Origin of the sequence: Paenibacillus hebaui, assembly GCF_051934385.1 — a bacterium.
Classification (GTDB): domain Bacteria; phylum Bacillota; class Bacilli; order Paenibacillales; family Paenibacillaceae; genus Paenibacillus.
In genome coordinates, this window is record NZ_CP196836.1 from 3313500 (window position 1) to 3326398 (window position 12899).

Here is a 12899-nt window from a genome sequence, read left to right on the forward strand (position 1 = left end):
GTTCGGGGCATCAGGGAGCCCGAATTGTGCGGGAAGAATCATGCGTGATCCTTGGACGAAGTTAAGTACATCCGACTACTGCTTGAAAAGCAGGATGCTAGGGTTGATTTTCCTGACCGTTATAATGACGATTCCACTGAGTTTCCCGCATGGAACGGCCATGGCCGACTCCGGCAACCGTGGCATTATCCCGCTCCAACCTGTGATTGACCGTTCTGCGCCCGGAGAAGTTATTGTGCTTGAATCAGGCCGTTACTCTGGCCCTGTAACGATCGACAAGAACTTGACCATACAGGGCGATCCTACGGTCATATTACTTAATGCAGAAACCACATCCACGATAACCATTCGCTCGGATGGGGTGAAGCTGAGTGGGTTTACGATTGAACATGATGCTAACGAGCAGACCGCAGCGATCCAGGTTGAAGGGAAAAACAGTGAGATCACGGACATGCATATTGAGACCCAAGGTTTTGGCATGATCATTCGGGATTCCAGTCATGCGATTATTCAGAGGAATGACATTACTTGGGTGGGGGCTGATTCTGCCTCCAGCAGCCAGAAGGGGAACGGAATTGATCTGTACAATTCGCATGATAGCTACATTGAAGCCAATGAGATCACTGGCATGAGGGATGGAATCTATCTGGAGAACAGTCGCAAGAGTACTGTGGAAAATAACAGGCTGTTACATACAAGGTATGGCATTCATTGTATGTACATTGACGGCTCCTCTGTCATGGATAATACCGGAGAGGGGAACATGACAGGTGCCATGATCATGGGCGTCAAGAACACGGTTATATCAGGGAATTTCTTTCGCAAACAGAGTACAAATGTCCATTCGCAAGGAATTTTGTTGTATGACGTACATCAATCCTCCGTTCTCAACAATGTAGTGGAGGGTAATCGTGTCGGCATGAATATTGCAGAATCCTCGGGTAATGAGATCCGTGGCAATGCGGTGCTTCGGAATTTTATTGGAATCCAGCTGGTTCTGGCAGAAGCTAACGAGTTTACACATAATCGATTTGTGTCCAATGTCATTGAAGCTTCGCCACTGGATAGTCCGGATAATATCATGATGGAGAATTACTGGGACTCCTTTCAGGGACTCGACCTGAATCAGGATGGGATCAGTGACATTTCCTATGCCATCAATCCTTTTTATGAGCAACTGGTCAGTCGGAATTCAGCGTATCAGCTCTTTTTTCAATCACCGGGCATGGTCTTTCTGAGTGACTTGTTTACGGAAGGCAGAGAACAATGGACCACCGACAAGTCGCCACGAATGAGCATGGACATGGAATCTGATCTGCAAATGTCAACGGAAAGGACAACTGGTTCCAATGTTGTGTGGATGCTCGGGCTGGTTCTGTTAGGTATGGCAACTTTTATAATCATCTATATGGGGGTATTACGAAAATGAACATAAGCTTGAATAGAAGATGGATCATGGTTATGGTACTTATGTTTGGCATTATACTGTTAACGGCTTGCGGACCAAAATACGCGGCATTGCCGATCAATGAAGACGTGGATATCTGTGCGATATGTAAAATGCAAGTGAAGGATGATGCGTATGCAACGCAGCTCACAACGAAAGACGGGAAAAACTATAAGTTTGATGACATCGGCTGTATGAACCAGTGGAAAAAAGAAAATGGTACAGACAACATTGGTATGGACTTTGTTCGTGATTACAATGACAAGGAATGGATTGAATACAGTAAAGCTACTTATGTATACGATGCTACATTGCGTACTCCGATGGCTTATGGAATTCTCACCTTCAAGGACAAGCCCTCAGCTGAAGCTTTCGTTGCTGAGCAAGGTGTGGGAACCATCATGACCGCCGAGGATCTCGCCTCCCATGACTGGAAACAGAATACAGAGAATATGGACATGATGGGTGATCATGGGCACGGACATGGTGAAGAAGGGGAAAGTGAAGGAACACACCAGGAAGGTGAGATGAAAGAAGAGTCAGGCCACTAGGCATGACAATGGAAAATGGTGATCAATGATGGCAGATATGATTCAGATTGCAAGACGAGAAGTGAAAATGGGATTTCGCAATCCCTGGGCGTATTCGTTTCTGATCCTTTTTTGCACCTTTAGCTTAAGCTTGTTACTACTGAATTCACAGAATCTGGTTGAAGGATATTCGGGCACCACAGGTTCCATGTTGAATCTCATTCTCTACCTTTTGCCATTAATGACGCTGTTCCTGGGTTCCTTCTCGTTAACATCCGAAAAAGAAGACGGCAGCTGGCAATTGCTGTCCACCTACCCCATAGGCACGATGTCTTTTATTGTTGGGAAGTATCTTGGGCTGGCAATCGTCTTGATCACTATTGTTGGCTTTGGATACGGATTGATGGGGGTTATTAGCGGATTGGTCGGAAATCCACTGGATGTCACGACGTATATACTCTTCCTGGTATTCTCCTGTGGGCTCGTGTTGTTATTCCTGACCGTGGCTCTATTTATCGGTTCGTTGTCGCGCAATCGGTGGCAGGCGTTAACCATCTCTGTGACCGTATGGTTTTTCACAGTCATTGGATGGCCTACGTTACTGCTCTCTGTGCTGGGATTGCTGCCTTATTTGTGGGTCAAACCACTGCTTGTGATACTGACTCTCATCAATCCGGCCGAGCTGGTGCGCTTGTATGTAGTGATCAAACTGGGAGGCGGCTCCATTCTGGGACCAGAATATTATCGATGGGTGGAATGGGTTCAGCAACCCAGCGGCAGTTGGATTTTCATTGGGATATGCCTGCTCTGGATTACCTGCTCTGTCCTGGCTGTATACGCGATCTGGGAGAGGGGGCGTTCCCATGCATAACGTGGAAGCTGAGGTCATTGGATTATGCAAATCCATAAAAAAACAACCAATTGTAAAGGATATTTCCTTTCGCATTTCTTCAGGCCATGTGCTCGCCTTATGTGGAGGGAATGGAGCAGGGAAGAGTACCGTTTTGCGTATGATCGCAGGTATTCTTCGGCCTACATCCGGTGAAGTCGTTGTAAATAAGCTAAGCTGGTCCAAGGAACGTAAGCGCTATTCAGAACAGATCGGATATATGCCGGATGATTATCAATTTAATCAGGGGCTGACGGCAGAAGAAATACTCCAGTTCTGGGCATCTCTGCGGAAAGTTCCCAAAGGGAGAGTACAGGAAGTTCTAGCGATGGTAGGATTGGAAGACCAAAGGAACAAACGGGTCACGACCTTTTCCAAAGGCATGCGTCAACGTGTATTATTTGCTCAGGCTTTGCTTGCCAAACCCCCGCTTCTCATCATGGATGAGCCGACGAATGGATTAGATCCATTTTGGATGCAGGAACTGGCACAGCTTATAAAGGGAATCAAACAGGAGGGCCACATGGTGGTATTCTCCACCCATCAGCTGGAGATTGCAGACGATATTGCGGATCAGATTGTCTTTATGAGCAATGGACGTAACGTAGGAGATGGCTCCACGAATGACATCCGTGACGAGTTTGGTTCGCTTCACGCTGCATTTCATCAAAGTCTCGGTTTAAAGTGAAGGTGAAACTTTTGCAAAAAAATCATAATAAAATCAGACGTGTGGTCACGATCCTGATTGGTATTGCTGCATTGACGACAGGTGCGTGGGCCATTTACCAAGGAATTTCGTCATCCGAACCGCAAAAAAGAAATGGCATTGAAGCAGGTACAGAAGCTCCTGATTTCACAGCAGTCAATTCAGCCGGAGAACAGATCACGCTATCGGATTATCGTGGCAAAGTGGTCATGATTAACTTTTGGGCTTCATGGTGCACCCCTTGTGTAAGGGAAATGCCTTTGGTCCATCAGATGGCTGAGGCACATCAGAATGATGTGGAAACCCTATTTGTCAACGTGGGAGAAGCCAAGGGCACCATTCGTGAATTTATGAATATACAGCAATTCGATTTCCCAGTCATCATTGATGTGACAGGGAAGATATCCGGTATGTATCGCATCACGGGTTTGCCAGCGACGATGGTGATTGACAAAGAAGGGGTGTTTCGTCATATTCTGCTCGGTGAATTGACCGAAGATACCCCGTTACAGCAATGGCTGGATGAGAGCAAGTAGTATCAAGGATGAATCATGCGGCAAAAGGAAAGCGACTAATAACTCAACAGCAATGTACGCTAAGCAAACACGGAAGAAAAGCCGGACACTCCTATGTTAAAGGGTGTCCGGCTTTTGAGTTATATTACGGATTCTTCGTCTACTTCAAAACAGCAGTTGAGGCGTGTTTTGCACGCGCAATCTTGGTTGCATCAACCATGTTGCGCAAGGAAGCGACTGTTTCTTCGAGTCCACGAGTTTTGAGTCCACAGTCTGGATTAATCCAGAACAGCTTCGGATCCAATACACGCAGGGCACGTTCAATCATGTTGCTCATTTCTTCCACGCTCGGAACACGTGGACTATGGATATCATATACACCTAAACCAATACCCAGCTTGTAGGTGTTCAATTCAAAGCTATGAATCAGCTCGCCGTGACTGCGTGACGTCTCGATCGAAATCACATCTGCATCCATAGCTTCAATGGAATCAATCATGTCATGGAATTCGCAATAGCACATATGTGTATGGATCTGAGTCGTTTCTTGTACCGTGCAGGTGGATATGCGGAAAGCTTTGACCGCCCATGCGAGATAATCGGCTTGTTCATTTTCCTTAAGCGGTAATCCTTCGCGAACTGCTGGCTCATCAACCTGGATCATACCAATACCGGCCTGTTCGAGGGCTTCCACTTCTTGTCTGAGTGCATACGCCAATTGATAAGCGATGTTCTCGCGTGAGATGTCATCACGTACAAACGACCAGTTCATAATGGTAATCGGACCCGTCAGCATTCCTTTTACAGGACGCCCGGTCAGGGACTGGGCATATTTCGTTTCTTCAACCGTCATTTCCCCAGTAAATGCGACATCTCCAAAAATAATGGGTGGTTTCACACAACGGGAACCGTATGATTGCACCCAGCCAAATTGTGTGAAAGCAAAACCTGCGAGTTTTTCGCCAAAGAACTCAACCATGTCCGTACGCTCAAACTCTCCATGTACGAGAACATCCAGCTCGATTTCTTCCTGAAGTTTGATCCAGATATCGATTTGCTCCCGGATAAAGGCAGCATACTGCTCGTTATTCAATTCACCCTTACGCCATAATTGACGTGCCTTACGCACTTCGGCGGATTGAGGGAAGCTGCCGATAGTTGTTGTCGGGAAAAGTGGCAACTGCCATTTCGCCTGTTGAGCGATATGACGCTCGGCAAAAGGACGGGAGCGTTCCGGCTGTTGAACACTGATGGAAGCAACGGCCTCCTGAATAGCGGTGCGATTCCGTTCTTCTGATTGCTGAAGATCCTGAAGAGTACGCTCAGCTTTGTTTATTTCAGCGATGATCTCTGCATTTTGTGAAGATAATGCTTTCGTCAAAAGAACAATCTCGTCCAGCTTTTCATCTGCAAATGCCAAAGCATTCTTCAATTCGGATGTAAGTTTGGTTTCACGCGCTGTCGTTACTGGAACATGTAGCAAGCTGCACGACGACTGCACGATTAAACGTTCAGGTGTCACGAATTCAGCAAGCTCATTCAGCAACTTCAGCTTCCCCTGAAGGGAGGCCTTCCAGATTCCACGTCCGTCAATCACACCTGCACCCAATACCTTATCTGTCGGAAAACCGGACATTTGAATGGATTGAATATTACCAGAGAGTCCGTGCACAAAATCAAGTCCTACACCTTGAACCGGCAATGCAACAATATCGCTGTAGTTTTCTACGGATTCAAAGTAGGTTTGCAGCATAATGTTCAAGCCTGGTACTGCTGAGGCAAACGTCTCATAAATTTTATTCAGCAGCTGCACGTCAGAATCGTTTAATTTGGTGACCACAATCGGTTCGTCAATCTGTACCCATTGCACTCCTTCTTCTGCAAGCTCCTGAAGAACTTGTACATAGAGTGGCAACAAACGATCCAACCAAGCGCCCGTCTCGGATTTATCATATCCTTTGGAGAGCTTCAGGAAAGTCAACGGTCCAACAATTACCGGTTTTCCTTCGATCCCAAGCTTTTCTTTGGCTTCGCGGTACGCGGTAAGAGGTTTATTCTCGGTAAGCGTAGGGGATGCATCGTCCAGTTCAGGCACGATATAGTGATAGTTGGTGTTGAACCATTTTGTCATTTCACTTGCTGCAGCATCCTTCGTTCCCCGGGCGATGCCATAATATACGGACAACGGAACGGCTCCACCCTCATAAGAAAAGCGCTTCGGAACAATTCCGAACATCACGGCTGTATCCAGGATATGATCGTAATAACTGAAATCATTGACTGGAATGAGATCGATGCCTTTTTCTTGTTGCTTACGCAAATGATCTAACCGGATCTCTTGCAATCGTGCTTGAAACTCTGTTTCTTCCAGCTTGCCTGACCAGAACGCTTCCAAAGCTTTCTTCCATTCCCGATCGGCACCAATACGCGGATATCCCAATACACTGCTTCTCACCATTAAGTAAAACCCCTCTGCTTTATGTTACAAGAAATTTATCACAGAATCGGAGTTATAACGTAATTCCATTAAATTATATCTAGCTATAGCTTAAGGCTATACCGAATCAGAATGGTCCACATAACCCATTTATGGGAAAGAGATAATTACGTTTGAAGTAGACACCGTTGATGTTAAAATAATTCAATATGTCCATAAGAATTATGGAAAGGGAGGGTCAGCATGAATCTGTTTCATATTCAATCTTCACTGCACGGGATCAGTTGGACGAAGTCGTTCCTGGAGGATAACTTTGTGGGTATCGCTTGGCCTGCTATAGGTGATCTGGAACATGAATCTCCAGCAGAATGGAAAGAGCAACTTGTTCAACGCTATAGGCTGGGAGAGACGGAACTCGCTAATGCACTAGAGACGCTTCATACGTTTGCACATATCTTACAGGATGGAGACTATATCTTAATCAGCGATGAGGAATGGGCGTATGTTGGGGATATGGGCGAATACTATTACGATGATTCTACCGGCACCGGTGAGAACCTGATATGTCACCGCCGGGGAGTCACCTGGATGGGGCGAATTCCCCTAGCTGAATTAAACGATAAAGTGCAGACGCTTTGTAATCATCCTTCGATCCTTGCGAGGTTCGAGTATCCTGTTTCTCAGGCAGAACTGGAGCGTGGGCTCTTGGTTACCCCCACAACTGAAGGGGAAGAGAAAACTCTTTCTACTGTCAGGGTAGATGAAGCTACAATTCAAGAAGCTCTCGATGTTTTGAAAGAAGCGTTACATAGCGAAGAGGCAGATTTACGAATTCGTGCAGCGGTGGCCATTTTACAGTATGCAAAACCTTAGACCAAGGTATTCGTCTATATACATCAGCACAGAAAGCTTTCTTTATTTTTTTGAAATAATAAGGAAAGCTTTGTCTTGTCTTGCGCGATGCAATTACAAGACCAAACATTCGAGAAGTTGCAAATTCAACTCTTATATTCCCTGACTAAACCTGATATCTGATCATGAACATTATCCTTACTTAATCCCCCGTGATAACAAACGACAGATTCAATGTCGAACTCCAAATACTTTTGCAATGAGAGACGAGCTGCTTCCATATCCGGCGTTGTAGGGGCGTGAATCCCGCCGAGAATCCCGTCTACACTATACATCGAATCCCCGGCAATGAGCGTCTTGCTTTGCTTCAAGTAAAGACTGATATGACCCGGAGTATGCCCAGGTGTGTGAATGATGCGAATTCCGCCGCAATAAGGCAGTTCTTGACCATCAATTAAGGTATCGTGCACTTTGCCTTTTGGGGGATTTTCAAGATGTCCATCTTTGAGAAGAGGGAACTGCCCCTCAATATAAGGCTTATCCAGTGCGTGTGCATATACTTTGACATTATTGCCACACTCCTGCAAAATTTCAGGAAGATTGCCGATATGATCTACATCCTGATGCGTCAAAATCACAACGTTTAATTGTTCAAGCGGTACGCCTACTTTTTCCATGGCAGTGCATAAATCTTCGAATTGGCCCGGGAAACCCGTATCGATTAAAACAGCCACTTCTCCATCCCGTATCAGGATGGGGTGAATCATATTCCCTTGAAAATCAAGTTGAAGCATTTCTATTCCTTTTGAAATATTCATACGATCAAACCTCCGTAAAATTAATTTACAACTATGAGTATTGATATGATTACTTATTCCATTTCTCATTGTAAACGAACGAAGAGCGTAAAAAGATACGGTCGCCTTTGTTCCTTGAGACGGATATAACGGAATTGGATGAACAGTTCAAGCGTCATGGTTCATGTTTGCTCCTTTTGGTTCAGACGTATTGCTTTGCTTATTGAAATATTCAATCGATGGAGCAATTGACGCTAGATAACTCTAATGCTAATTTATATATATCACCAAACCAAGAAGTCCAATAAGGTAAAGGGGTTATGAGGGATGACATTAGTCGTGCGTGCGGCAGCGGAAGATATACGAAGCGAGGAATCGCAACAATTGATCAAGGAACTGAGCGAAGAACTTGGATTGTTATACGGTGGGGATGGAACAGCAGGATTTCAGCCGTCTGACGTAGAAGTGCCTCGCGCAGCCTTTATTGTCGCTCGACTGGACGGATATCCGGTCGGATGTGGAGCACTCAGACCCCTTGATGAGACATCAATTGAGGTCAAACGCATGTACACCCGTAACGAATTCCGCCGAAAGGGTGTTGCCCAAGCAATTCTGGCTGAGGCGGAGCGTATCGCACTCAAATTTGGCTATAACAGTCTGAAACTGCAAACAGGACCCCTGCAACCGGAAGCGGCGGCACTGTATGAGCGTGTCGGGTATTATGCCATACCGATTTTCAGTGGAGATTGGGATAAAGTATTGGCCTACCAAAAAGACTTGGTACACGAGAACGTATAACCCTTCCAATACGAGGAATAGCTTTTCTCCAGTTCCAGTAGATGCCTTGCTTGGCAGCGCGTGGTCACATCGATTTGGAACCAGCAAGGAACGTTGTTCAACATTTGTAATGGTAACAGACAAAAGGAACAAGCCAGCGTGAGCCGGTTGTTCCTTTTGGTTGTATTGACTATTTTTATCATAAAAAGATAAGTAGTAATGTACCTACGACAAAGCAGTAATATGAAAAGTATTTTAGGTTCCCTCTGGCCATGATTCCCATGAACCATCTCATGGAGAAGTAGGTGACAAAAAGCGTAGTAATAAACGCAATCAAGTAGGGGATAGCTAACTGCCCACGATTCGGATCGTTGGCAATGTCGGATGCACCCATGACGAGTCCGCCAAGGCTTATCGGAATGTAGAGCATAAACGAGAACTTCAAAGCCGTTTCTTGTTTCATACCCACAGCTATGGAGGCAATTACAGTCGCTCCCGAACGGCTTATGCCTGGAATAAGAGCGACCGCCTGAGCCAAACCTACCAACAGCGCATCCTTGGTGGACAAGTCGCCTTCCTGCTTACGCCCACGAAGATTACGAATAAGCCACAATGCCACCCCTGTGATCAATAGAGCAATCGATACAGTATATACCGATGAGAAGATTTGTTCAATTTGATCCTTGAACAGTACAGCAATGATAGCAGCAGGAATCGTACCAATAACTATGTATAAGCAAAACATAAAGTCAGCTTTGTACTCCTCGTTACGAGTACGTAGGTAATTCACTGCTCCAAAAATCAGTTTTTTGATATCTTCCCGATAAATAAAAACAATAGCTATAAGGGATGCCGTGTTTGTCAGAATTTCAAATGACAATCCATTCTGCTTCATCCCGAGAAGTCTCTGTGCGATAATCACATGTCCACTTGAAGAGACCGGAATGGGTTCCGTTGCACCCTGAACGATACCTAAAAACAAATATTTTAACCACAGTATAATTTCTTCCATCTTGTCCTCCTTTTAATTTTTTCCTGCGGGTCTTGTAAAGTATATAAATTGAACTAAAGAATATTTACACTTGCCACTACGATGACAGAACAACCTTCCAATCGCTGTTATCCCCAGATTTTTTGATTCCTTTTTTAAAGGGGAAAATCCGGTGACAGCATATGCTTCCGATGCAGCTTTCTTTTAGAAAGCTTTTAGCTCCGCTTTTTCAGGCTTTTTCTGTCCTCTCCGTTTCTGTGTAAATGATTAGTTCAATTTATATAGAAGCTCCTTTCTCCCACAGGTGTGTGTGTTCACTATATATGATAGCTGTTTTAAAGTAGGGTTGTCCAGAAGCTTACAGTTATGGATTCACAGAGTAGATACATAAGCAGAGCAAAAATGAAGAGGATTACAGCCTCTTTTGGATTGGGGTGATCGTGATCGGATAAAGCATTTCATGATGAGGGAAATATGACAGCCTGTTGTCATACTTCTTTATTTATAATGATCTTAGAAACCCAAACCAATCATATAGAGAGAATGGTTTCAAAGCCAGAATGATCTGGAGCAGACTATTCTGCTTGATCATCGATTCGCCGGAATCCGGCAGACACGATGAATGACTATTGTAAACAAGAAAGGCTTACTTATCTATGAAAAATGAAAATTGGATACCAGTACAATCCAGAGAAGATTTGAGGAGTTGGCTACAGGATCATGGTAAAACAGAAAAGTCCTGTTGGGTAATCGTGAGTATGAAGCCCAGATCCGATACGCTGTTGTATTTGGATGCGGTCGAAGAATCGTTGTGTTTTGGATGGATCGATGGAGTCAAAAAGAAAATATCTGAAACGGAGCTGGCTCAAAGATTGTCTCCCAGAAGTAAAAAAAGTTCATGGACTGAATTGAATAAAGAACGCGTCCGCCGTCTTGAAAAGTTAGGGTTAATGACGGAAGAAGGACGAAGGATACTTCCGAATATGAATCACGATTCTTTTAAGATAGATCGTGATATAGAACAAAGGCTACAAGAGGAAAAGGACGTCTATGAGAACTTTATGGCATTCCCAGCTCTGTATAGAAGAGTTCGGATCGACACAATTCAAAGCGTGAAAAATCAGCCGGAATTAATGAAGAGCAGACTGGACAAATTCATAGCAAACACAAAAGTAAACCAAATGTACGGTCAATGGCATGATCATGGTCGCCTTATCGATTATTAAAAATTGGATAGAATGGAGCACAATTAAATGGAAACTCAAAACGTTTATCTTTATGTATTTAATACGATGTCAGACTGGGAATATGGTTATTTAATTGCTGAACTAAACTCAGGAAGATATTTCAAAAAAGGGGTAACACCTCTAAACGTAGTTACAGTAGGAGCTAATCATGAAACGATTACTACGATGGGGGGACTGAACATACAGCCTGAAATCTCCTTAGATGGGTGCACTCTTCAGACGAAGGATCTTCTCATTCTACCTGGAGGGAATACTTGGGGCGAAGATATTCATCAACCGATATTGAAAAAAACGGGCGAAGCTCTAGAACACGGGACGATTATTGCTGCCATCTGTGGTGCAACGGAGGGACTAGCGAAGAGTGGCTACCTGGATTCCAGAAGACATACGAGCAATAACTTAGAGTATATTAAAATGGTTTGCCCCACTTATAAGGGAGAAAAATTTCACGAAATGGGACCTGTGGTATCTAGTGAGAATCTGATTACCGCATCTGGAGTCGCCCCACTGGAATTTGCGTTGGAAGTCCTAAGAAAATTAGATGTATTTGCACCAGATACATTGCATGCATGGTATAACCTCAATAAGACGTATCAACCTGAATACTTCTTTCAGTTGATGAATTCAATTAATATCAAGTAAGCTGTTTCATAAAAATACACTCACACATGTTACTTTTGTGTGAGTGTATTCATTTTCACAGTGATTAGATACGTTTGTTTATGAAGGTACGGCCATATCCGTGAGCGTATCCAACAACCGTTGTTTTGCGTTTTCCGATGCTTTAGTCAGCGGAAGTCGCAATTGTGCACTTGTAATAAGCTGTTGCTGAGCAAGCCACCATTTGATCGTTGCTGGAGCAGGTTCTGCAAACACATCGTGAATCAGCGGCTGTAGTTGCGTGAAGCTGTCTCTTGCCGCATTCATGTCACCAGACACAAAGCGTTGATATACCTCAACGTACCGTTGGGTATGAATATTGGCAGAGCCCAGCATGCCGCCTGCGGCGCCTTGACACAGCATCATATGGAAATAAGAATCCTCACCGCAAAGCACAGGCTTCATCTCATGTTGGTTTAGAGCCAATAACAGATCCAAACCGCCCGAGCTGTCTTTCAAACCAATGACGCCGTCCAGATCCATTACTTTTCTCATCGTATCCAAAGTCATTCGGCTGCCGGTTCGAGCCGGAATTTCATAGACGAGGATCGGCAATCCTGTCTGGGAAGCGCTGGTGAAATGCGCCAGAATCCCTTCTTGGGTTGGCCTATTGTAATAGGGAGTGACAACCATGGCCGCGTCCGCTCCTAATTCAGCGGCCATTTCGGTCCGACGAATGGTGGAATAGGTATCATTGGTTCCAGTCCCCACAACGATGGGAATAGTCTTGTTCATACTTATCAGAACCTCTTTTGTTACCTGAAACATCTGCTTCACTTCGTCCCAGGAGACGGTCGGAGATTCTCCGGTTGTGCCGTTCACGACTAATCCTTGAATGTCATGTTTTGCAATATGGGCAATATACTTGCGATACGACTCGATGTCCAGCTTGTTTTCATCCGAAAAAGGTGTAATTACCGGTATAAATATTCCATGGATATGTTGTTCGTTCATCATAATCAACTACCCCTTCACGTTCTAGTAAAACTAATGTAACATAGGAACCAACATCACAGTTATCTATAACAAATGATCGTTGTCATCAATATTT

At 44.5% G+C, this 12899-nt stretch carries 13 protein-coding genes; 9 read left to right on the plus strand and 4 right to left on the minus strand.

The annotated features are described in order from the left end of the window. The first annotated feature begins 40 nt into the window (after positions 1–40). The 5 genes from ACR32F_RS14675 to ACR32F_RS14695 are packed head-to-tail and all read left to right on the plus strand — an operon-like array spanning position 41 to position 4108. Complete coding sequence (locus ACR32F_RS14675) at positions 41–1429, plus strand: right-handed parallel beta-helix repeat-containing protein (RefSeq protein WP_440119410.1); 1389 nt, start codon at positions 41–43, stop codon at positions 1427–1429. Beyond that, positions 1426–1998, plus strand: a complete 573-nt coding sequence (locus ACR32F_RS14680; RefSeq protein ID WP_440119411.1) for a nitrous oxide reductase accessory protein NosL — start codon at positions 1426–1428, stop codon at positions 1996–1998. The genes ACR32F_RS14675 and ACR32F_RS14680 overlap by 4 nt, the downstream gene beginning before the upstream one ends. Positions 1999–2026: 28 nt before the next feature. Continuing rightward, complete coding sequence (locus ACR32F_RS14685) at positions 2027–2848, plus strand: ABC transporter permease (RefSeq protein WP_440119859.1); 822 nt, start codon at positions 2027–2029, stop codon at positions 2846–2848. Further along, positions 2841–3554 carry a heme ABC exporter ATP-binding protein CcmA gene (gene ccmA / locus ACR32F_RS14690; protein WP_440119412.1) on the plus strand — a complete coding sequence of 238 codons (714 nt, stop codon included), beginning with the start codon at positions 2841–2843 and terminating at the stop codon, positions 3552–3554. The genes ACR32F_RS14685 and ccmA overlap by 8 nt, the downstream gene beginning before the upstream one ends. Positions 3555–3565: 11 nt before the next feature. Continuing rightward, positions 3566–4108: a TlpA family protein disulfide reductase gene (locus ACR32F_RS14695; protein ID WP_440119413.1), complete on the plus strand. Its 543-nt coding sequence runs from the start codon at positions 3566–3568 to the stop codon at positions 4106–4108. A 139-nt stretch (positions 4109–4247) separates the two neighbouring features. Here the strand turns inward: ACR32F_RS14695 and metE are convergent, their stop codons facing one another. Continuing rightward, positions 4248–6545, minus strand: coding sequence for a 5-methyltetrahydropteroyltriglutamate--homocysteine S-methyltransferase (gene metE, locus ACR32F_RS14700; protein ID WP_440119414.1), 2298 nt, complete (start codon positions 6543–6545; stop codon positions 4248–4250). A gap of 222 nt (positions 6546–6767) precedes the next feature. On the opposite strand from metE, the gene ACR32F_RS14705 reads away from it, so the two are divergent. Beyond that, positions 6768–7397 (plus strand): hypothetical protein, encoded by a 630-nt coding sequence (locus tag ACR32F_RS14705; protein ID WP_440119415.1) that lies wholly within the window; start codon positions 6768–6770, stop codon positions 7395–7397. 125 nt (positions 7398–7522) lie between these two features. On the opposite strand, the gene ACR32F_RS14710 is transcribed toward ACR32F_RS14705, so the two are convergent. Continuing rightward, positions 7523–8194, minus strand: a complete 672-nt coding sequence (locus ACR32F_RS14710; RefSeq protein WP_440119416.1) for an MBL fold metallo-hydrolase — start codon at positions 8192–8194, stop codon at positions 7523–7525. Positions 8195–8500: 306 nt separating this feature from the next. Between ACR32F_RS14710 and ACR32F_RS14715 the strand changes: the two genes are divergently transcribed. Beyond that, positions 8501–8971: a GNAT family N-acetyltransferase gene (locus tag ACR32F_RS14715; RefSeq protein WP_440119417.1), complete on the plus strand. Its 471-nt coding sequence runs from the start codon at positions 8501–8503 to the stop codon at positions 8969–8971. 178 nt (positions 8972–9149) lie between these two features. On the opposite strand, the gene ACR32F_RS14720 is transcribed toward ACR32F_RS14715, so the two are convergent. Beyond that, positions 9150–9962, minus strand: a complete 813-nt coding sequence (locus ACR32F_RS14720) for an undecaprenyl-diphosphate phosphatase (protein WP_440119418.1) — start codon at positions 9960–9962, stop codon at positions 9150–9152. Between the two features lie 635 nt (positions 9963–10597). On the opposite strand from ACR32F_RS14720, the gene ACR32F_RS14725 reads away from it, so the two are divergent. Both ACR32F_RS14725 and ACR32F_RS14730 read left to right on the plus strand, forming a co-directional pair. Next, positions 10598–11167 (plus strand): YdeI/OmpD-associated family protein, encoded by a 570-nt coding sequence (locus ACR32F_RS14725; protein WP_440119420.1) that lies wholly within the window; start codon positions 10598–10600, stop codon positions 11165–11167. A 27-nt stretch (positions 11168–11194) separates the two neighbouring features. Beyond that, positions 11195–11830: a type 1 glutamine amidotransferase family protein gene (locus ACR32F_RS14730; protein WP_440119421.1), complete on the plus strand. Its 636-nt coding sequence runs from the start codon at positions 11195–11197 to the stop codon at positions 11828–11830. A gap of 78 nt (positions 11831–11908) precedes the next feature. Here the strand turns inward: ACR32F_RS14730 and dapA are convergent, their stop codons facing one another. After that, the gene (dapA, locus tag ACR32F_RS14735) at positions 11909–12805 is read right to left on the minus strand and encodes a 4-hydroxy-tetrahydrodipicolinate synthase (protein ID WP_440119422.1); all 897 of its coding nucleotides are present in this window, start codon (positions 12803–12805) and stop codon (positions 11909–11911) included. Positions 12806–12899: the final 94 nt, after the last annotated feature.

Bases quoted from the DNA above. Each gene is read 5' to 3' on its own strand.
- ACR32F_RS14675 (WP_440119410.1), top strand. From the start codon at position 41: ATGCGTGATCCTTGGACGAAGTTAAGTACATCCGACTACTGCTTGAAA.
- ACR32F_RS14680 (WP_440119411.1), top strand. From the start codon at position 1,426: ATGAACATAAGCTTGAATAGAAGATGGATCATGGTTATGGTACTTATG.
- ACR32F_RS14685 (WP_440119859.1), top strand. From the start codon at position 2,027: ATGGCAGATATGATTCAGATTGCAAGACGAGAAGTGAAAATGGGATTT.
- ccmA (WP_440119412.1), top strand. From the start codon at position 2,841: ATGCATAACGTGGAAGCTGAGGTCATTGGATTATGCAAATCCATAAAA.
- metE (WP_440119414.1), bottom strand. From the start codon at position 6,545: ATGGTGAGAAGCAGTGTATTGGGATATCCGCGTATTGGTGCCGATCGG.
- ACR32F_RS14705 (WP_440119415.1), top strand. From the start codon at position 6,768: ATGAATCTGTTTCATATTCAATCTTCACTGCACGGGATCAGTTGGACG.
- ACR32F_RS14710 (WP_440119416.1), bottom strand. From the start codon at position 8,194: ATGAATATTTCAAAAGGAATAGAAATGCTTCAACTTGATTTTCAAGGG.
- ACR32F_RS14715 (WP_440119417.1), top strand. From the start codon at position 8,501: ATGACATTAGTCGTGCGTGCGGCAGCGGAAGATATACGAAGCGAGGAA.
- ACR32F_RS14720 (WP_440119418.1), bottom strand. From the start codon at position 9,962: ATGGAAGAAATTATACTGTGGTTAAAATATTTGTTTTTAGGTATCGTT.
- ACR32F_RS14725 (WP_440119420.1), top strand. From the start codon at position 10,598: ATGAAAAATGAAAATTGGATACCAGTACAATCCAGAGAAGATTTGAGG.
- ACR32F_RS14730 (WP_440119421.1), top strand. From the start codon at position 11,195: ATGGAAACTCAAAACGTTTATCTTTATGTATTTAATACGATGTCAGAC.
- dapA (WP_440119422.1), bottom strand. From the start codon at position 12,805: ATGATGAACGAACAACATATCCATGGAATATTTATACCGGTAATTACA.